Origin of the sequence: Enterobacter sp. MF024 (genome assembly GCF_005843915.1) — a bacterium.
Lineage (GTDB): Bacteria > Pseudomonadota > Gammaproteobacteria > Enterobacterales > Enterobacteriaceae > Enterobacter > Enterobacter barmai.
Map to the genome: position 1 here is coordinate 193,085 of NZ_VCBB01000010.1, position 18,770 is coordinate 211,854.

At 56.0% G+C, this 18,770-nt stretch carries 18 protein-coding genes; 8 read left to right on the forward strand and 10 right to left on the reverse strand.

Annotation, left to right across the window (positions count from 1 at the left end):
• Nucleotides 1-55 precede the first annotated feature (55 nt).
• The 4 genes from lpxC to mutT all read left to right on the forward strand — a co-directional run bounded on the left by lpxC (nucleotide 56) and on the right by mutT (nucleotide 4,944).
• Nucleotides 56-973 (forward strand): UDP-3-O-acyl-N-acetylglucosamine deacetylase, encoded by a 918-nt coding sequence (gene lpxC, locus FFB58_RS16260; RefSeq protein ID WP_039030368.1) that lies wholly within the window; start codon nucleotides 56-58, stop codon nucleotides 971-973.
• Between the two features lie 251 nt (nucleotides 974-1,224).
• Entirely contained in the window at nucleotides 1,225-1,728 is a 504-nt protein-coding gene (gene secM, locus FFB58_RS16265) for a secA translation cis-regulator SecM (RefSeq protein ID WP_171029968.1), read from the forward strand.
• Between the two features lie 60 nt (nucleotides 1,729-1,788).
• Complete coding sequence (gene secA, locus FFB58_RS16270; RefSeq protein WP_039030367.1) at nucleotides 1,789-4,494, forward strand: preprotein translocase subunit SecA; 2,706 nt, start codon at nucleotides 1,789-1,791, stop codon at nucleotides 4,492-4,494.
• Between the two features lie 57 nt (nucleotides 4,495-4,551).
• A complete protein-coding gene (gene mutT / locus FFB58_RS16275; RefSeq protein ID WP_138370435.1) occupies nucleotides 4,552-4,944 on the forward strand; it encodes an 8-oxo-dGTP diphosphatase MutT in 393 nt (130 codons plus the stop codon).
• Nucleotides 4,945-4,978: 34 nt separating this feature from the next.
• On the opposite strand, the gene yacG is transcribed toward mutT, so the two are convergent.
• From yacG to coaE, 3 genes are read right to left on the reverse strand one after another with little or no spacing between them, the layout of a single operon-like run.
• Nucleotides 4,979-5,173, reverse strand: coding sequence for a DNA gyrase inhibitor YacG (yacG, locus tag FFB58_RS16280; RefSeq protein ID WP_138370436.1), 195 nt, complete (start codon nucleotides 5,171-5,173; stop codon nucleotides 4,979-4,981).
• Between the two features lie 9 nt (nucleotides 5,174-5,182).
• Nucleotides 5,183-5,926 carry a cell division protein ZapD gene (gene zapD / locus FFB58_RS16285; protein WP_039030364.1) on the reverse strand — a complete coding sequence of 248 codons (744 nt, stop codon included), beginning with the start codon at nucleotides 5,924-5,926 and terminating at the stop codon, nucleotides 5,183-5,185.
• Entirely contained in the window at nucleotides 5,926-6,537 is a 612-nt protein-coding gene (coaE, locus tag FFB58_RS16290; RefSeq protein ID WP_039030363.1) for a dephospho-CoA kinase, read from the reverse strand. Before coaE ends, zapD begins: the two co-directional genes overlap by 1 nt.
• Nucleotides 6,538-6,773: 236 nt before the next feature.
• On the opposite strand from coaE, the gene FFB58_RS16295 reads away from it, so the two are divergent.
• Entirely contained in the window at nucleotides 6,774-7,817 is a 1,044-nt protein-coding gene (locus FFB58_RS16295; RefSeq protein ID WP_039030362.1) for a GMP reductase, read from the forward strand.
• Between the two features lie 30 nt (nucleotides 7,818-7,847).
• Here FFB58_RS16295 and hofC read toward each other — a convergent pair whose 3' ends face one another.
• The 4 genes from hofC to nadC all read right to left on the reverse strand — a co-directional run bounded on the left by hofC (nucleotide 7,848) and on the right by nadC (nucleotide 11,945).
• On the reverse strand, nucleotides 7,848-9,044 hold the full coding sequence (gene hofC / locus FFB58_RS16300) for a protein transport protein HofC (RefSeq protein WP_138370437.1): 1,197 nt from the start codon (nucleotides 9,042-9,044) through the stop codon (nucleotides 7,848-7,850).
• The gene (gene gspE, locus FFB58_RS16305) at nucleotides 9,034-10,419 is read right to left on the reverse strand and encodes a type II secretion system protein GspE (protein ID WP_039030360.1); all 1,386 of its coding nucleotides are present in this window, start codon (nucleotides 10,417-10,419) and stop codon (nucleotides 9,034-9,036) included. The genes hofC and gspE overlap by 11 nt, the downstream gene beginning before the upstream one ends.
• A complete protein-coding gene (gene ppdD / locus FFB58_RS16310; protein ID WP_138370438.1) occupies nucleotides 10,409-10,867 on the reverse strand; it encodes a prepilin peptidase-dependent pilin in 459 nt (152 codons plus the stop codon). Before ppdD ends, gspE begins: the two co-directional genes overlap by 11 nt.
• A 184-nt stretch (nucleotides 10,868-11,051) precedes the next feature.
• Entirely contained in the window at nucleotides 11,052-11,945 is an 894-nt protein-coding gene (nadC, locus tag FFB58_RS16315) for a carboxylating nicotinate-nucleotide diphosphorylase (protein WP_039030358.1), read from the reverse strand.
• A gap of 87 nt (nucleotides 11,946-12,032) precedes the next feature.
• On the opposite strand from nadC, the gene ampD reads away from it, so the two are divergent.
• Both ampD and ampE read left to right on the forward strand, forming a co-directional pair.
• Nucleotides 12,033-12,596: a 1,6-anhydro-N-acetylmuramyl-L-alanine amidase AmpD gene (ampD, locus tag FFB58_RS16320; protein WP_138370439.1), complete on the forward strand. Its 564-nt coding sequence runs from the start codon at nucleotides 12,033-12,035 to the stop codon at nucleotides 12,594-12,596.
• On the forward strand, nucleotides 12,593-13,447 hold the full coding sequence (ampE, locus tag FFB58_RS16325; protein WP_138370440.1) for a beta-lactamase regulator AmpE: 855 nt from the start codon (nucleotides 12,593-12,595) through the stop codon (nucleotides 13,445-13,447). The genes ampD and ampE overlap by 4 nt, the downstream gene beginning before the upstream one ends.
• An 18-nt stretch (nucleotides 13,448-13,465) precedes the next feature.
• On the opposite strand, the gene FFB58_RS16330 is transcribed toward ampE, so the two are convergent.
• The 3 genes from FFB58_RS16330 to aroP form a co-directional block, all read right to left on the reverse strand.
• Complete coding sequence (locus FFB58_RS16330; RefSeq protein ID WP_138370441.1) at nucleotides 13,466-14,416, reverse strand: family 43 glycosylhydrolase; 951 nt, start codon at nucleotides 14,414-14,416, stop codon at nucleotides 13,466-13,468.
• A 10-nt stretch (nucleotides 14,417-14,426) separates the two neighbouring features.
• Entirely contained in the window at nucleotides 14,427-15,824 is a 1,398-nt protein-coding gene (locus FFB58_RS16335; protein ID WP_039030354.1) for an MFS transporter, read from the reverse strand.
• Between the two features lie 161 nt (nucleotides 15,825-15,985).
• Entirely contained in the window at nucleotides 15,986-17,356 is a 1,371-nt protein-coding gene (gene aroP, locus FFB58_RS16340; RefSeq protein WP_138370442.1) for an aromatic amino acid transporter AroP, read from the reverse strand.
• A 538-nt stretch (nucleotides 17,357-17,894) separates the two neighbouring features.
• Between aroP and pdhR the strand changes: the two genes are divergently transcribed.
• Nucleotides 17,895-18,659, forward strand: coding sequence for a pyruvate dehydrogenase complex transcriptional repressor PdhR (gene pdhR / locus FFB58_RS16345; protein ID WP_039030352.1), 765 nt, complete (start codon nucleotides 17,895-17,897; stop codon nucleotides 18,657-18,659).
• The last annotated feature ends 111 nt before the right edge of the window (nucleotides 18,660-18,770 follow it).

Genomic DNA, 18,770 nt, shown 5'->3' on the forward strand with positions numbered 1-18,770 from the left:
CGCCCGATAGTGATGTACACTCTCGGTTGGATAAGTAACTTGGCGAGATTATACGATGATCAAACAAAGGACATTAAAACGTATCGTTCAGGCGACAGGTGTCGGTTTACATACCGGCAAGAAAGTCACCCTGACGTTGCGCCCTGCGCCGGCCAACACCGGGGTCATCTATCGTCGCACCGACTTGAATCCACCGGTAGATTTCCCGGCTGATGCCAAATCTGTGCGTGATACCATGCTCTGTACTTGCCTGGTAAATGAGCATGACGTGCGGATCTCTACCGTAGAGCACCTGAATGCCGCCCTGGCGGGTCTGGGTATCGACAACATCGTTATTGAAGTCGATGCGCCAGAAATCCCAATCATGGATGGCAGTGCTGCACCGTTTGTCTATCTGTTGCTGGATGCCGGCATCGAAGAGCTGAACAGCGCGAAGAAATTCGTACGCATTAAAGAGACCGTTCGTGTCCAGGATGGCGACAAATGGGCAGAATTCAAGCCGTTTAATGGTTTTTCGTTGGATTTCACCATCGATTTTAACCACCCGGCGATTGATTCCAGCACTCAGCGCTATGCGATGAACTTCTCTGCTGATGCGTTTATGCGTCAGATCAGCCGAGCTCGTACGTTTGGTTTCATGCGTGATATCGAATATCTGCAGTCCCGTGGCCTGTGCCTGGGCGGCAGCTTCGATTGTGCCATCGTTGTTGACGATTATCGCGTACTGAACGAAGACGGCCTGCGTTTTGAAGATGAATTCGTTCGTCACAAAATGCTGGATGCGATCGGCGACCTGTTCATGTGTGGTCACAACATCATTGGTGCGTTTACCGCGTATAAATCCGGTCACGCGCTGAACAACAAACTGTTGCAGGCTGTTCTGGCAAAACAGGAAGCCTGGGAATATGTGACCTTCGAAGACGAAGCTGAACTGCCACTGGCATTCAAAGCACCGAGCACGGTTCTGGCGTAACGGCACACTCCGTTATGTAAATTCGACTGGTTGACCTGGCACTCTCTCCGGCCAGGAAGACCAGTCGTTTTTGTTTTTGCCTTTCCCGAATCGCTGTAGTCAATGGCGCGTTTGCTGATTTCATCACCATTTTTAACCTCCCCGGTGCCTCAATACTGCTGCTGTGAAGTAGCTTTAGTGGTACTATCTTGGCGCGAAAATATAAAAATCATACGGTGAGCCTGAAAGCTTACTTACTTGTGGTGGGGCAATTGAGCGGAATTCTGACGCGCTGGCGACAATTTGGCAGACGTTACTTCTGGCCGCATCTCCTTCTGGGGATGGTCGCGGCGAGTCTTGGCCTGCCCGCGCTCAGCAGTAACGCTGAAGCCGCCAGTACTGCCAGGACCACCACCACCCGCCACGATCTGAACACGCGGGTTAATTTCACCAATCTTGCCCTGCTGGAAGCGAACCGCCGACCGAATTTCACGGTAGATTACTGGCATCAGCATGCCATTCGTACCGTCATCCGGCATCTCTCCTTTGCCATGGCGCCGCAGGCGTTACCTGCTGTTGAAGAGTCTTTACCGGTTCAGGCGCACCATCTGGCGCTGCTGGATACGCTCAATACGCTTCTGACTCAGCAGAGCAAGCCGCCGGTTATTGTCCGTCAGGTCGCGCTTGCTGCATTCGAGCCACACACCGCTTTCTCCGTGTCCGCCTGGATTAGCCAGGTACAGGGCATCCGCGCCGGACCTCAACGCCTCAGCTAAATTAACCGTCTTTCAATACCTTAATTTAACTGCCCATGATGGGGCGTTTGAGAATTTATTATGTTAATCAAATTACTAACTAAAGTTTTCGGTAGCCGTAATGATCGTACCCTGCGCCGCATGCGTAAAGCTGTCAGCGTCATCAATGGCCTCGAGCCAGCGATGGAAAAACTTTCTGATGACGAGCTGAAAGCCAAAACCGCTGAATTCCGTGCCCGCCTTGAAAAAGGTGAAACCGTTGAAAGCCTGATCCCGGAAGCGTTCGCCGTTGTGCGCGAAGCGAGTAAGCGCGTGTTCGGCATGCGTCACTTCGACGTGCAGCTGTTGGGCGGTATGGTTCTGAACGACCGCTGCATCGCCGAGATGCGTACCGGTGAAGGTAAAACCCTGACCGCGACTCTGCCAGCCTACGTTAACGCCCTGTCGGGTAAAGGCGTGCACGTGGTGACCGTCAACGACTATCTGGCCCAGCGTGACGCCGAAAACAACCGTCCTCTGTTCGAATTCCTCGGTATGAGCGTCGGGATCAACATGTCCGGCCTGCCGGCTCCCGCGAAACGCGAAGCCTACAACGCTGACATCACCTATGGTACCAACAACGAATATGGCTTCGACTACCTGCGCGACAACATGGCGTTCAGCCCTGAAGAGCGCGTCCAGCGCAAACTGCACTATGCGCTGGTGGATGAGGTGGACTCCATCCTGATCGACGAAGCGCGTACGCCGCTGATCATCTCCGGTCCGGCTGAAGACAGCTCCGAGATGTATCGCAAAGTCGACAAAATCATTCCGCACCTGATCCGTCAGGAAAAAGAGGACTCCGACACCTTCCAGGGTGAAGGTCACTTCTCCGTGGACGAAAAAGCCCGTCAGGTGAACCTGACCGAGCGTGGCCTGGTCCAGATTGAAGAGCTGCTGGTTGCCCAGGGCATTATGGAAGAGGGCGAGTCGCTCTACTCTCCGGGCAACATCATGCTGATGCACCACGTGACTGCCGCCCTGCGCGCGCACGTGCTCTTTACCCGTGACGTGGACTACATCGTTAAGGATGGCGAAGTCATCATCGTCGACGAACACACCGGCCGTACCATGCAGGGTCGCCGCTGGTCCGATGGTCTGCACCAGGCGGTTGAAGCTAAAGAAAACGTCGATATCCAGAACGAGAACCAGACCCTGGCATCGATCACCTTCCAGAACTACTTCCGTCTGTACGAGAAGCTGGCAGGGATGACCGGTACGGCGGATACCGAAGCCTTCGAATTCAGCTCCATCTATAAGCTGGATACCGTGGTGGTGCCAACCAACCGTCCGATGATCCGTAAAGATATGCCGGACCTGGTCTACATGACCGAAGCGGAAAAAATTCAGGCCATCATCGAAGATATCCGCGATCGTACCGCCGCGGGCCAGCCGGTGCTGGTAGGGACTATCTCCATCGAAAAATCGGAAGTGGTCTCCGAAGAGCTGACCAAAGCCGGTATTAAGCACAACGTGCTGAACGCCAAATTCCACGCCAAAGAAGCGGATATCGTTGCGCAGGCGGGTTATCCGTCAGCCGTGACGATCGCCACCAACATGGCGGGTCGTGGTACTGACATCATGCTGGGCGGTAGCTGGCAGGCAGAAGTGGCCGCGCTGGAAAACCCAACGCCGGAGCAGATCGCACAGATCAAAGCCGACTGGCAGGTTCGTCACGATGCGGTGCTGGCTGCGGGCGGTCTGCACATCATTGGTACTGAGCGCCATGAATCCCGTCGTATCGATAACCAGCTGCGCGGCCGTGCGGGTCGTCAGGGTGATGCCGGTTCTTCACGCTTCTATCTGTCGATGGAAGATGCGCTGATGCGTATTTTCGCCTCTGACCGTGTGTCGGGCATGATGCGTAAGCTGGGCATGAAGCCGGGCGAAGCGATTGAACACCCATGGGTGACCAAAGCCATCGCCAACGCCCAGCGCAAAGTGGAAAGCCGTAACTTCGATATTCGTAAGCAGCTGCTTGAGTATGATGATGTGGCCAACGATCAGCGTCGCGCGATCTACACCCAGCGTAACGAGCTGCTGGACGTTTCCGACGTGAGCGAAACCATTAACAGCATCCGCGAAGACGTGTTTAAAGCCACCATCGATGGGCACATTCCTCCGCAGTCCCTGGAAGAGATGTGGGATGTTGAAGGTCTGCAGGCGCGTCTGAAAAACGACTTCGACCTGGATCTGCCGATTCAGGAGTGGCTGGATAAAGAGCCGGAGCTGCACGAAGAGACCCTGCGCGAGCGTATTTTTGCTAACGCCCTTGAGGTTTATAAGCGCAAAGAAGAAGTTGTGGGTGCTGAGATGATGCGTCACTTCGAAAAAGGCGTGATGCTGCAAACCCTGGACTCCCTGTGGAAAGAGCACCTGGCGGCGATGGACTACCTGCGTCAGGGCATCCACCTGCGTGGCTATGCACAAAAAGATCCGAAGCAGGAGTACAAGCGCGAATCCTTTGCGATGTTTGCCTCCATGCTTGAATCACTGAAGTATGAAGTGATCAGCACTCTGAGCAAAGTTCAGGTGCGCATGCCGGAAGAAGTGGAAGAGATGGAGCAGCAGCGTCGTGAAGAAGCTGAGCGTCTGGCCCAGATGCAGCAGCTCAGCCATCAGGACGACGAAGAAGCCGCAGCCGCCGCGATTGCCGCGCAGTCCGGTGAGCGTAAGGTCGGTCGTAACGATCCGTGCCCATGCGGTTCTGGTAAAAAATACAAACAGTGCCATGGCCGTCTGAGCTAAGCCTGAAACACACCTGAAAGGCGCAGATATCTGCGCCTTTTTTATGGACGTAAGACAATGAAAATACTGCAAATCGCTGTCGGGATCATTCGCAATTCCGATAACCAAATCTTTATTACCCAGCGTGCAGCGGATGCGCATATGGCGAACAAGTGGGAGTTTCCTGGCGGCAAAATCGAGTCTGGCGAGACGCCGGAACAGGCGCTTACCCGCGAACTTCAGGAAGAGGTGGGGATCACCCCGCTCGGTGCGACCCTGTTCGACAAACTGGAATATACCTTCCCCGATCGCCATATCACGCTGTGGTTCTGGCTGGTGGAAAGCTGGGAGGGGGAGCCCTGGGGCAAAGAGGGACAGCCTGGAAACTGGGTGATGCTGAGCGCGCAGGATGCTGATAAATTCCCACCGGCAAACGCGCCTGTTATCGCCCGTTTAGTGGACAATCTGTAAGCCTGCCGGACAAAGCGCCAGCAGGCATTAAACGTTACTGCTGGCTTTCACTCCAGTCGTCGCTGTCAGAGAGATCGCCTTCGCTTGGAATGCGTTTCTCTTCCGCGGCCCACTCACCCAGATCGATCAGTTGACAACGCTTGCTGCAAAAAGGACGAAACGGGCTCTGCTCGCCCCAGACGACGGGCTTCCCACAGATGGGGCAGTTCACGGTAGTAACATCAGACATCTTAACTCCTTAACAACACGCCAGTTCAAAGTCGAGGCGTTCCGGCACCAGGCCATGTTCACTGTCGAGCGGCATGAAACGAATCGCAAAGCGGCTTTTATGGCCTGAAATCTGCGGATAAAGCTGAGCGGCAAGGGGCAACTGCAGGCGCAGCAGATCGGCATCTTCCCCATTATCCTGATAAAAACCATTCAGGCTGGTTTGCTTGCGGAACGGCGCGGAGTTGCGGATCAGGTCGAGGATCAGCGTCAACGCCTGGTTCAACGGCTCAAGGCTGACCAGCCAGTTTTGTACCTGGATATCGCGCTGCTCCTGCGGCATATGCAGCCAGATGTGCAGGGTCGGTAAATCGAAACTGCAGCAGCCGCCGGGAATGCTCAGACGCTGACGCACCAGCGCTACCAGGCGGTCTTCCCGCAGAAACTGGCCGATACGGGGTGCGGCCATTAACACTCCGCTGCTGTTTTTCAGCTGCTGGCGCAGGCTGTCGATGCGGCTGTTGTCCACTCCCGGCACTTCTGCCCAGGCCTGCAATTTACGCTGCTGACGCTCCAGCTCTTTCACTAAATCAGTGCGGACTTCGCCACGCTCTAACACATCCAGCAGGTCGCCCACGTTACGGAAAAAATGCAGCGCCGTGGTGTGGTCGTGAACCGGAAGCAGGCTCGAAAGCTGCTGGATTAAAAACTCAATGCGCAGCCAGGTGCGCATTTTTTCATTGAGGGGATGCTCAAAAAGAACGTGGGTGTGCATTAGGCTTTTTCCTGTAAAACGGCCTGCGCCAGGTATTGCTGATGCAGGCGAGCCACATCCGATGCAATGGCATCCGGTGCGCCGTTATTATCAATAACATCATCCGCGACGGCCAGACGCGCTTCACGCGTGGCCTGCGCGGCAAGAATTTGTTCCGCATGTTCACGCCCGACGTTATCGCGGGCAATGGTGCGCTGAATTTGTGTTGCCGGGGAGACGTCCACCACCAGCACCCGGTCCGCTTTGTCATGGAGATTATTTTCCACAAGAAGCGGGACAACCCAGAGCACATAGGGAGACGTCGCTTGCGCTATCTGTTTCTGCGTCTCCTGCTGGATAAGCGGGTGAAGCAGGGCGTTAAGCCAGGCTTTCTCTTCAGGGTGGGCAAAAATGCGTTCGCGCAGCTTCCGGCGATTAAGGGTGCCGTCAGGTGCGATCGTATCGTTGCCGAAATGTTCTGCGATAGCGCGTAGTGCGGGTGTACCGGGCTCTACCACCTGGCGGGCAAGGATGTCGGCATCAATTATTGTGACGCCCAGACGAGAGAAGGCTTCTGCCACAGTGCTTTTGCCACTGCCAATGCCTCCCGTTAGTGCAACGATGTACCCCATTAAATAAAATCCTGGGAAATATTCATTATTGATATCAATTGCTTAAGATTTAATCTTTTATCAGCAAAGATTAAGCTCTGCTTACGTACTTTTTACCAGGTAAATTTATAGGATTGTAGCGTAAAAAAAGTGATTTTCGCAGTCTTGCGCAACAGGTATTAGTGCGTATGATAGCGTCACTGGAGTTGTGTGTTACGTTTTTTCGACATTTACCCCAGTACCCCAGGAATCCGCAAATGCGTATCGAAGAAGATCTGAAGTTAGGTTTCAAAGACGTTCTTATCCGCCCTAAACGTTCTACTCTGAAAAGTCGCTCCGACGTTGAACTTGAACGTCAATTCACCTTTAAGCATTCCGGTCAGACCTGGTCTGGCGTACCTGTTATCGCCGCGAATATGGATACCGTCGGGACGTTTGCCATGGCAAAAGCGCTGGCCTCCTTCGACATCCTGACCGCTGTGCACAAGCACTACAGCGTTGAAGAGTGGAATGCGTTTGCAGGTTCCGTATCTGAAAACGTGCTGAAGCACGTGATGGTTTCCACCGGCACCTCTGATGCTGATTTCGAAAAAACAAAACAGATCCTGATTGCGAACCCAAACCTGAACTTCGTCTGTATTGATGTGGCGAATGGTTACTCCGAGCACTTCGTTCAGTTCGTCAGCAAGGCGCGTCAGGCCTGGCCGACCAAAACCATTATTGCGGGTAACGTGGTTACCGGTGAAATGTGTGAAGAGCTGATCCTGTCCGGCGCAGATATTGTGAAGGTGGGCATCGGCCCGGGCTCCGTCTGCACAACGCGTGTAAAAACTGGCGTTGGCTATCCGCAGCTGTCAGCAGTGATCGAGTGTGCTGATGCAGCCCACGGCCTGGGCGGCCAGATCATCAGTGACGGTGGATGCACCATGCCGGGCGACGTGGCGAAAGCCTTCGGCGGCGGCGCAGACTTCGTGATGCTGGGCGGTATGCTGGCGGGCCACGAAGAGAGCGGCGGCACCGTGGTTGACGAAAACGGTGAAAAATTCATGCTCTTCTACGGCATGAGCTCTGAATCTGCGATGAACCGCCACGTGGGTGGTGTTGCGCAGTATCGTGCCGCGGAAGGTAAAACCGTTAAGCTGCCTCTGCGCGGCCCGGTTGAGAATACCGCGCGTGACATCCTGGGTGGCCTGCGTTCCGCATGTACCTACGTGGGTGCATCCCGCCTGAAAGAGCTGACCAAGCGCACGACCTTTATCCGCGTTCAGGAACAGGAAAACCGCGTCTTCAACAGCCTGTAATGCCTCTCGCTGGCGCGTCTCGCGCCAGCGTTATCCCGCGCTCATCGCATCCCCCAGATGGAAAATCGGCAGATACATCGCCACCACCAGCGTGCCAATAATCAGTCCCGTCACAATCAACAGTAATGGCTCCAGCAGCGAGGCAAGATTGTCCGCCTGCTGAAAGGTCTGCTCATTGTGATGCTGCGCCAGATTGCTCAGCATGGTGTCCAGCGCTCCCGATGCCTCGCCGGTGCGAACCAGCTGAATGCAGAGTGGCGTAAAAATCGCGGCGTTGTGCAGGGCTGACCAGATGGGCATACCCTGCATAATGCGATGCCGTATCGTCTGTAATTTCTCCCGCCAGAAGGGGCACTCCAGCGTCTCCTCCGTACTTTCCAGCCCCTGTAGAAAAGCGATACCCGCCTGTTGTGTGAGCGACAAAACGGTAAAGATCTGGCTGAGCTTTTGCCCCCGCACCAGCGGGCCAATCACCGGGCTGGTCAGCAGCAGACGCTGGGTGGCGTACTGCCATCGTCGTTTGCGCCGAAGAAACAGCAGGCCCGATATGATTGCCAGCAGACTTAACAGCAGTACCACGCCCTGCTCCTGGAGCGCATTTGCCAGCCCCATGACGGCCCGGGTCAGGGCAGGCAATGGGGTATTGAAGGTTTTGTAGATCGCAGCGAACTCCGGCAACACCAGCGTCACCATTGCCAGCACCACGGCGACCGCCAGACTGAGAATAATCACCGGATAGCGCAGCGCTTTTTTTACCTTCGTGCTGAGCTGCTGCTGGGTTTTTTGCTGATGCGCCAGCTGACGACAACATTCATCCAGCTTGCCGGTTAGCTCCCCGGTTTTAATCATCGAGATATAGAGCGGCGGGAAGACGTGCGGCCACTTTTTCAGGGCGTCAGAGAAGGCGCACCCGGCGCTGAGGTCATCGGCGACGCTTTGCAACAGCGCCTGCCATTGCCGGGCCGGATGCTGCTGCGCCAGAAGCGACAGCCCTGCCGACAGCGTTAAGCCCGCCTGCAACAGCGTTGCCAGCTGGTGGATAACATCGTAGCGATGCTGCGCCTGCCAGCGACTCTGCTGCGCGCATCGTCTGAGCTCAAGGGGGACAAGCTCTTTGCCCAGCAGGACTGTCCATGCCGTTTGTTTGTCGGGCGCCCAAAGTGCGCCCGCCTGGCGTTCCCCTTGTGGGCTGAGTGCCCGCCAGCGCCAGAGCTGATTACCTGCCATCCGGGGCACCCAGCATCTGCACCACCTCTTCGAGGGTGGTGTGGCCCTGTTCTACCGCCATGCAGCCATGTTCAAACAGCGTGACCATGCCCGTCTGTCGGGCCAGTTTTTCGATCTCTTCCACCGCTGCTCCGCTGGCAATGGCCGAGCGCAGTTCGCGGGTAATAACCATTACCTCGAAGATGGCCACACGGCCATAAAAACCGTGATAGCAGCGGTCGCAACCCACCGGCAGCCAGTGCGGCAGAGGGCGAGGCCACAGCGCCTGCGGTAGCGGCGTATCCCTTAGGGCCTCCTGACGACAGTGCGGACACAGCCGACGGACCAGCCGCTGGGCAATCACCAGAGACAACGCCGAGGAGATCATCCAGCGCGCCACCCCCATCTGCTGCAGACGTACCAGCGTTTCGGCGGTGGAATTGGTATGCAGCGTCGACAGCACCAGATGGCCGGTCTGTGCGGCGTTGATGGCGATCTCCGCCGTTTCGCCATCGCGTATTTCGCCCACCATGATGATGTCCGGATCCTGACGTAACAGCGCGCGCAGTACGCTCTGGAAGGTTAACCCCGCCCGGGGGTTAATGGGGGTCTGGTTTAGCCCATCAAGCGGGATTTCGACAGGATCTTCGACGCTGCAGATGTTCACTGCGGGCGTGTTACGGGCCTGCAACGCGCTGTACAGGGTAACGGTTTTGCCGCTGCCGGTAGGTCCCGTCACCAGAATCAGCCCCTGGGATTTATGCAGTGCCCCGGCGAATAATCGCTGCTGGGTTGTGCTCATGCCCAGCTGATCGAGCAGGAGTGCCTGCTGCTCCTGCTGCAGAAGCCGCAGGACGATTTTTTCTCCGCTGCGACAGGGGAGCGTGGCAATACGAAACGAGACGGGAGCCCCTGAAAGTTCAACCGTAAATTGCCCATCCTGGGGTAAGCGCCGCTCGGCGATATCCAGGTTGCCCAGTACCTTCAGCCTGGCGATAAGCGTTGTGCCCAGCTCAGATGAGAGGGGCTGTTGCGGGTACAGCACGCCATCGATGCGTAACCGAATCTGCCAGCTCTCGTCGGCGGGCTCGATATGAATATCCGAGGCCCGCTGACTCATCGCCTGCATCAGGGTGCGGTTAAGGATCTCAATGGCGGAGCTCGTGGCGCTGGCGACGGCGGGCAGATGCGATTCCGACGCGGTTTGCCGGTGCTTCTCCATTCTCTCGCTGGTCCAGCATTCGATATCGATCCTTTTCTGCGTGGCGAAACGTAGCGCCTCCAGCAACTCAGACGGCGGGTTACCGACAACCGCGATAGTGATTTTGTCCGGATCGCGATTCAGCAGCTGGGCGTTATGACGCTGACACAGGGCCATTAACCGATCAGGATTCATTGCCTTTCTCCTCACCGGCCGTAAAGCGGAACACCTCTTCACAGGCCTGCTTCAGGGCACCGTCTGCGGCAATGGTACAGACGCGCTTCCAGCCAGTGATGCCATTGCCGTTATCCCACTGCGGCGTCATGACCACCTCCAGACCGTTCAGGCTCTCCTGTCCCGTCAGGGTGATGGCACCTTTGGCGATGCTCATGCCTGAGACATAGCGGGATGTCGCGGGGGAGGGGACACCGTTCACGCCCGCATCGCAGCTATCTGTCCCGCCATGATCGAGCGCGCAGAGTTCGACGGCGGTACGGTAGGGCAGGAAGGTTTGCAGCATATCGGTGAGGGCGGCTTTTCGCAGGTAGTTCTGATAGGCCGGAATGCCGATGGCACTCAGAATGGCGACGATGCCGATGACAACCATTAATTCGATGAGGGTAAATCCTTTTTGTCTTTCCATGATTCGCTCCTTGTTTAGACTGGCACTACTGTGGCAGGCAGACAAACCGGGGGCGAGCGGCAAAAAGCGTTTCGTGAAGCGGGATTCAGAGGGATGTGCTGGCGTTTCAGTGAGGTGCAGCGGGCTTGCGAGAGAGGTCGTAAATCTGGCAAGCCCGGCCGGTGCAGACCGGGCTTTATGTCACTTAGCGAAAGCGCATCGACAGGTCGAGGGCGCGAATGTGTTTGGTCAGCGCGCCAACGGAGATGAAATCGACGCCGGTTTCGGCAAATTCACGTAGGGTTTCACGCGTCACGTTGCCAGAGACCTCCAGGCGGGCCTGGCCGTTGGTGCGTTTCACGGCTTCACGCATTTGCTCAGTTTCGAAGTTATCCAGCATGATGATGTCAGCGCCGGCTTTCAGCGCATCCTCCAGCTCCTGCAGGCTTTCCACTTCCACTTCGACTGGCACGTCCGGATGCAGCCAGAAGGCTTTTTCCACCGCCTGGCGAACGGAGCCGGAGGCAATAATGTGGTTCTCTTTGATCAGGAACGCATCGGACAGCCCCAGACGGTGGTTCGCACCGCCGCCGCACAGCACGGCGTATTTCAGCGCGGTGCGCAGGCCCGGCAGGGTTTTACGCGTATCCAGCAGCTGGGTGTTGGTGCCTGCGAGCAGGTCAACATAGCTGCGCACTTCGCTTGCCACGCCGGAGAGCGTCTGGACAAAGTTAAGCGCGGTGCGTTCACCGGTGAGCAGCACGCGTGAAGGCCCCTCAAGTTCAAACAGCGGCTGGTTAGCCTTGATGCTGTCGCCGTCTTCAACATGCCACGTTACCTGGACCCGGTCCCCGGCCAGTTGCGTAAAGACCTCTTCCACCCAACGTTTACCACAGAAAACCCCGTCCTCACGGGTGATGACGACGGCATGTGAACGGGCATCTTCCGCCAGCAGCTGGGCGGTAATGTCGTTGTCAGCGTTGACGTCTCCGCCCAGATCTTCGCGCAGCGCGTTGGCGACGCTTGCCGGAATATCCATATTTATACGTTCCAGCAGTACGTTACGTCTGTGGTCGGGGTTGTAGCGGCGTGGCGGCATGTTAAAACTCCAAATTGGTAACGAATCATAAGATTGAAACATGCTACTCTGAACCGGGAATCAGCACCATATATAAGGAGATCCTGCATGCACTCAGAACATGGCTGGCTGGCAGATGCACGGCGCGTTCCTTCGCCACACCACGATTGCCGCCCGGAAGATGAAATTCCGTCGCTGCTGGTTGTGCATAACATCAGCCTGCCGCCCGGCGAATTTGGCGGCCCGTGGATTGACGCATTATTCACCGGGACAATCGATCCTGATGCTCACCCCTTCTTCGCGGAAATCGCCCACCTGCGCGTTTCTGCCCATTGTCTGATTCGTCGTGACGGCGAGATCGTCCAGTATGTTCCTTTCGATAAACGAGCCTGGCATGCGGGCGTGTCTCAGTATCAGGGGCGTGAACGCTGCAATGACTTTTCTATCGGCATCGAGCTTGAAGGGACAGATACGCTGCCCTACACCGACGCGCAATATGAGCAACTGGCCGCGGTAACGCGCACGCTGATTTCGCTCTACCCGGCTATCGCCCGCAACCTGACCGGGCATAGCGATATTGCGCCGCAGCGCAAGACCGATCCCGGCCCGGCGTTTGACTGGGAAAGATTTAAAACCTTGCTTACCGCCCTGTCAGAAAAGGAGATGACATGACGTTATTTACCATGCTGCTGGTGATGATTGCTGAGCGTTTATTCAAGCTGGGCGAACACTGGCATCTGGATCATCGGATGGAAGTGCTGTTTCGTCGCATCCGCCACTTTTCCATGATCCGCACGCTGCTGATGACGGCGGGCGTGATGGTGGTGGTGTTCCTGCTGCTGCGCTCGCTGTATGGCCTTTTCTTCAACGTGCCGCTGCTGGTGGTGTGGATCCTGCTCGGCGTGCTCTGTATCGGCGCGGGCAAGGTGCGTCTGCATTATCATGCCTATCTGAAGGCCGCCACCAACAATGATGCCCATGCCCGTGGGGCGATGGCCAGCGAGCTAACGCTTATTCACGGTATCCCGCCGGAGTGCGATGAACGCGAATTTTTACGCGAACTGCAGAACGCGCTGCTGTGGATTAACTTCCGCTATTATCTGGCGCCGTTGTTCTGGTTTGTGGTGGGGGGCGCGTGGGGCCCGGTTCTGCTCATGGGCTATGCGTTCTTACGTGCCTGGCAGAGCTGGCTGGCACGCTATCTGACCCCGCACGAGCGTTTGCAGTCCGGCATCGACGCAATTCTGCACGTGGTGGACTGGCTGCCGGTACGGCTGTTCGGCGTGGTGTATGCCCTGATTGGCCACGGCGAGAAAGCCCTGCCGGCGTGGTTCGCTTCGCTGGGGGATCGCCATACCTCACAGTATCTGGTGTTAACGCGTCTGGCGCAGTTCTCCCTGGCGCGGGAGCCGCATACGGATAAGATCGAAACGCCAAAAGCGGCCGTTTCGATGGCCAAGAAAACCTCTTTTGTGGTGGTGGTGATTGTGGCGCTGCTGACCATCTACGGCACGCTGATCTAAACCAGCGTGCCGCAGGCCTTACACTGTATCAGCTGACGGGATGCCGAAATCGGGCATCCCGTTTTCTTTCCAGACAACGGTTTTCAGGCGGGTGTGGCGGTTCGGATCGTACAGCGGATCGCCCTCGATCTCGGTGTAGTTGCGCGCATGGTAAACCAGTACGTCTTCACCGTCCGGCGTTTGGGTAAAGCTGTTGTGCCCCGGCCCGTACTGGCGGTTCTCGTAGCTGGTGGTGAATACCGGCTGCGGGGATTTATGCCAGTTCGCCGGGTTGCGTGGGTCGGCATTGAGGTCGATCCACAGCAGTCCCATGCAGTAGTTTTCATCGGTGGCGCTGGCGGAGTAGCTGATAAACAAGCGGTCACCGTGGAACAGAACCGCCGGGCCTTCATTTACCCAGAATCCGCGGCACTCCCAGTCATATTCCGGTTTGCTGAGCATCACCGGTTCGCCTTTGAGCGTCCACGGATTTTCCATTTCGCACAGATAAAGGTTCGAGTTACCGGCGATGTCCGGGGCTTTTTGTGCCCAGAGATACCAGCGTTTGCCCTGGTGAACAAAGGTGGTCGCATCCAGCGCAAAGGTGTCGAACGGGGTGGTGATTTGCCCTTTCTCCACCCAGGTACCGGTGAGCGGATCGTTGTCGCTACATTCCAGGGCAAACATCCGGTGCTGGAACATACCGAGCTTGTCCAGCGCCTGGGTATGGGTGGCGGCAAAGTAGATGTACCATTTGCCGTCGATACAGTGCAGTTCCGGCGCCCAGATAAGCTCACTCATCGGGCCGCTGTCGGGCTTGCGCCAGACCACCACAGGCTCCGCGCTGCGCAGTCCGTCCAGCGAGTCGGCGCGGCGGATCTCCAGCCGGTCATACTCCGGAACTGAGGCAATAAAGTAGTACTCTCCTTCATGGCGAAGAATGTACGGATCGGCGCGTTGTTCAATAAATGGGTTTGGCCAGGTGTGCATTCGGCTCTCCTTATTTAGTCTCAGCGGCTTTGAGTTCCTGATAGTCGTTCAGCTCGCGATAGTTGTTCCGGCGTTTCTCCAGATCTTGCTGAATCTGCTTCATGGTTTCGCGGTCCACCTTCAGCAGACGCACCACGCCTGCGGTAATGAGATACCCGACGCCAGGGATCACAGTGAAGAGCAGGACGATGCCGTTGATGGCGTCAGCGCTTTGCGCTTTTGCACCCGCATCATAACCGTACCAGGAGAGCAGGAAGCCCACCATGGCACCGGCAATCGCCAGCCCGAGCTTGAGGAAGAAGATGTTGCCGGAAAAGCTGATCCCGGTGATACGTTTACCGGTTTTCCATTCGCCGTAGTCATCCACGTCGGCCATCAGGGACCAGTGCAGCGGAGACGGGATCTGGTGCAGGATGTTCAGCAGGAAGTAGAGCACCACGATGGTTACGGTGGCTTTCGGATCGAAGAAATAGAAGGCGGTTGAGAAGATCGCCAGCACGATGTTGGTCCAGAAGAAGACCTTCAGCTTACACCAGCGGTCGGTCAGCACTTTTGCCAGCACGCTGCCCAGCATCATCCCTACCACGCCCAGGCTGATAAACAGGGTCGCGAAGTGGGTGCTCTGGCCCATTACCCAGGTGACGTAGTACATGGTGGCCGCCATGCGGATGAAGCCCGGGCAGACGTTGCAGAGGGTCAGCAGCAAAATGCGCACCCACTGGTCGTTCTTCCACACGTCCTTGAGATCGTTTTTCAGTTCGTCATTGGTTTGCACCGCCGGTTGCACACGCTCGCGCACGGTAGAGAAGCTGAACAGGAACATGCAGGTGCCAATCAGCGCCAGCACGGTCATCGCCATCTGGTAGCCCTTGGCCTTGTCCTCACCGCCGAACCAGTCGGCCATCGGCAGCAGGGTCAGGGACAGCAGCAGGGTGGCAATACCCACCAGCACAAAGCGGTAGGACTGACAGGCAACACGCTCTTTCGGATCGTTGGTGATAACCCCGCCCAGCGAGCAGTACGGAATATTAATCGCCGTATAGGTCAGAGAAAGCAGGAAATAGGTGACAAAGGCATAGATAACTTTGCTGTTGTAGGTCCAGTCCGGGGTGGTGAACATCAGGATACTGAACAGCGCATAAGGGAAAGCGATCCACAGCAGCCATGGACGAAATCGCCCATACTTACTGCGGGTACGGTCGGCGATAGCGCCCATGATCGGGTCGGTAACGGCATCAATGACGCGCACCGAGAGCAGCAGGACGCCCACCAGCGCAGGGGCCAGGCCGAAAATGTCCGTATAAAAATAGTTCACAAACAACATGATGGCGCCAAAGATGATGTTGCACCCGGCATCACCCATCCCATAGCCGATCTTTTCTTTCACTGATAGTTTATTGTTATCCATCGACGTTTCTCCGAGTAACGGTATGGAGAGAATTATTCGCTGGCAAAGCAAAATATGCGTTGCAGTATAACGTCGGTGATATGGATAAAATTGCTGTAGGCGGGAAAGTGTGAGGAAGGTAACAACCCTCTGCACCCGGTAAAGGTGCAGAGGGGAGGGGATTAGTGCGCTTTTACCGCTTTGGCATTTTTCTGTTTACACATGTAGCCCACGCCGAGGATCACAATCCAGACCGGGATCAGGTAGACCGAAATAGCCATGCCTGGGGTCATCAGCATGATAACCAGTACGGCTGCCATGAACAGCAGGCAAACCCAGTTACCCAGCGGGTAGAGCAGGGCAGGGAAGCGTGTTTTCACGCCCTGCTGCTGCTTGGCACGACGGAACTTCATGTGCGCCAGGCTAATCATCGCCCAGTTGATCACCAGAGCAGATACCACCAGCGCCATCAGCAGGCCGAAGGCCGATTCCGGTGCCAGGTAGTTGATCAGCACGCACAGTGCGGTCACCACAGCCGACACGATAATGGTATTCACCGGCACGCCACGCTTATCCACGTTGAGCAGCGCTTTCGGGGCGTTGCCCTGCTGGGCCAGGCCGAACAGCATACGGCTGTTACAGTAAACGCAGCTGTTGTAAACCGACAGTGCCGCGGTCAGTACCACCACGTTCAGCGCGTTCGCCACGAAGGTGTCGCCCAGCTCGTGGAAGATCAGGACAAACGGGCTGGTGTCAGCGGTAACGCGGGTCCACGGCAGCAGCGAGAGCAGCACGGCCAGCGAGCCCACATAGAAGATCAGGATACGGTAGATAACCTGGTTAGTGGCTTTCGGGATGCTCTGCTCCGGGTTGTCGGCTTCCGCAGCGGTGATACCCACCAGTTCCAGACCGCCGAAGGAGAACATGATGATCGCCATCATCATCACCAGCCCGGTCATGCCGTGCGGCAGGAAGCCGCCCTGATCCCAGAGGTTGCTCACGGAAGCCTGCGGGCCGCCGTTGCCGCTGAACAGCAGCCAGCCGCCGAACAGGATCATTGCCACAACCGCGATAACTTTAATAATGGCGAACCAGAACTCCATCTCCCCGAACACTTTGACGTTGGTCAGGTTGATGGCGTTGATCACCACAAAGAAGACCGCCGCTGAGGCCCAGGTTGGGATTTCAGGCCACCAGAACTGGATGTATTTCCCGACCGCGGTCAGTTCCGCCATCGCGACAAGGACGTACAGCACCCAGTAGTTCCAGCCGGACGCAAAACCGGCAAAGCTACCCCAGTATTTGTAAGCAAAATGGCTGAAGGAACCGGCTACCGGCTCTTCGACCACCATTTCACCCAGCTGACGCATAATAAGGAATGCAATAAAACCGGCAATGGCGTAGCCCAGAATAATTCCCGGACCGGCAGACTGAATGACCGATGCGCTACCCAGGAACAGGCCTGTGCCAATAGCGCCACCAAGAGCAATAAGCTGTATATGGCGGTTTTTGAGGCCGCGCTTTAGCTGATCGCCGTGCTGTTGACCTTCCATTATAAAACCTCGTGTGTGGTTGTTATGTTCACGCTCGGGCGTGTGTAATTATGAAATTCCATTTCATGTATTTATAAGTTTACGGTTCAATTGGCTGAAATAAACGGATGTGTCTTCCGTAATCGGAAGAATAGTGGTAAGCGACAGCGAATGCACCTGCTTTATGCGAGGAGAAAGCGAGTTCGAATAAAAAGAAAGCATTTGTAAATCGTCCCGTTTAAGTCCCTTTATCAACCTATAGAATAAAAATGCTCCATAAGTGGGCAGATTTTCATTTTTTACTCCGCTAAATCGGTTCAGATCGCACTTTCCACCGTTTCATTAAAGTTAAAACTGCCTCTTTTGGGGTAATCAATTCATTTGTGCAGAGTTACATTTTTGAAACGTTATTTCTGTAAGGTTGTTAAAATAAGCAGGGTTTAATGATTTCAATCAAAACCAATATGGACACAAGGTGAATACTTTGTTACTTTAGCGATACGAACATGAAATTGGTAAGACCAATTGACTCCGGGCAAAAAGGCGTAAGACAGGGAATATGGCCTACAGCAAAATTCGCCAACCAAAATTATCCGATGTGATTGAGCAGCAGCTGGAGTTTTTGATCCTTGAGGGGACCCTGCGCCCCGGTGAAAAACTACCACCTGAACGCGAACTGGCTAAACAGTTCGACGTTTCCCGTCCCTCGCTGCGTGAGGCGATCCAACGCCTCGAAGCCAAGGGCCTTCTGCTTCGTCGCCAGGGTGGCGGAACCTTTGTGCAAAACAGCCTGTGGCAGAGTTTCAGCGACCCGTTAGTGGAGCTGCTCTCCGACCACCCAGAATCCCAGTTTGATCTACTTGAGACCCGTCACGCGCTTGAAGGCATCGCGGCCTATTACGCGGCGCTGCGCAGCAATGATGCCGATCGCGAGCGTATCCGCGAGCTGCATCAGGCCATCGAACGGGCCCAGGAATCCGGCGATCTCGACGCCGAATCCGACGCCGTTGTCCAGTATCAAATTGCCGTCACCGAAGCTGCCCACAACGTGGTGCTACTCCATCTGCTACGCTGCATGGAGCCAATGCTTGCCCAAAACGTTCGTCAGAATTTTGAATTGTTGTATGCCCGCCGGGAGATGCTTCCGCTGGTCAGCAACCATCGCACCCGAATCTTCGAGGCGATAATGGCCGGGGAGCCGGAGCAGGCGCGTGAAGCGTCGCACCGTCACCTGGCTTTCATTGAGGAAATCTTGCTGGACCGCAGCCGTGAACAGTCGCGTCGCGAACGTTCATTACGCCGCATACAGCAACGAAAGGATTAAGCGCCAGTTTTTTAGAGCGCGGCAACTAAACGCAGAACCTGTCTTATTGCGCTTTTAGTTTTCGAAATAGTTCGGGTTGTATCGCGGCGGCAAGCGCGCGAATCCCCAGGA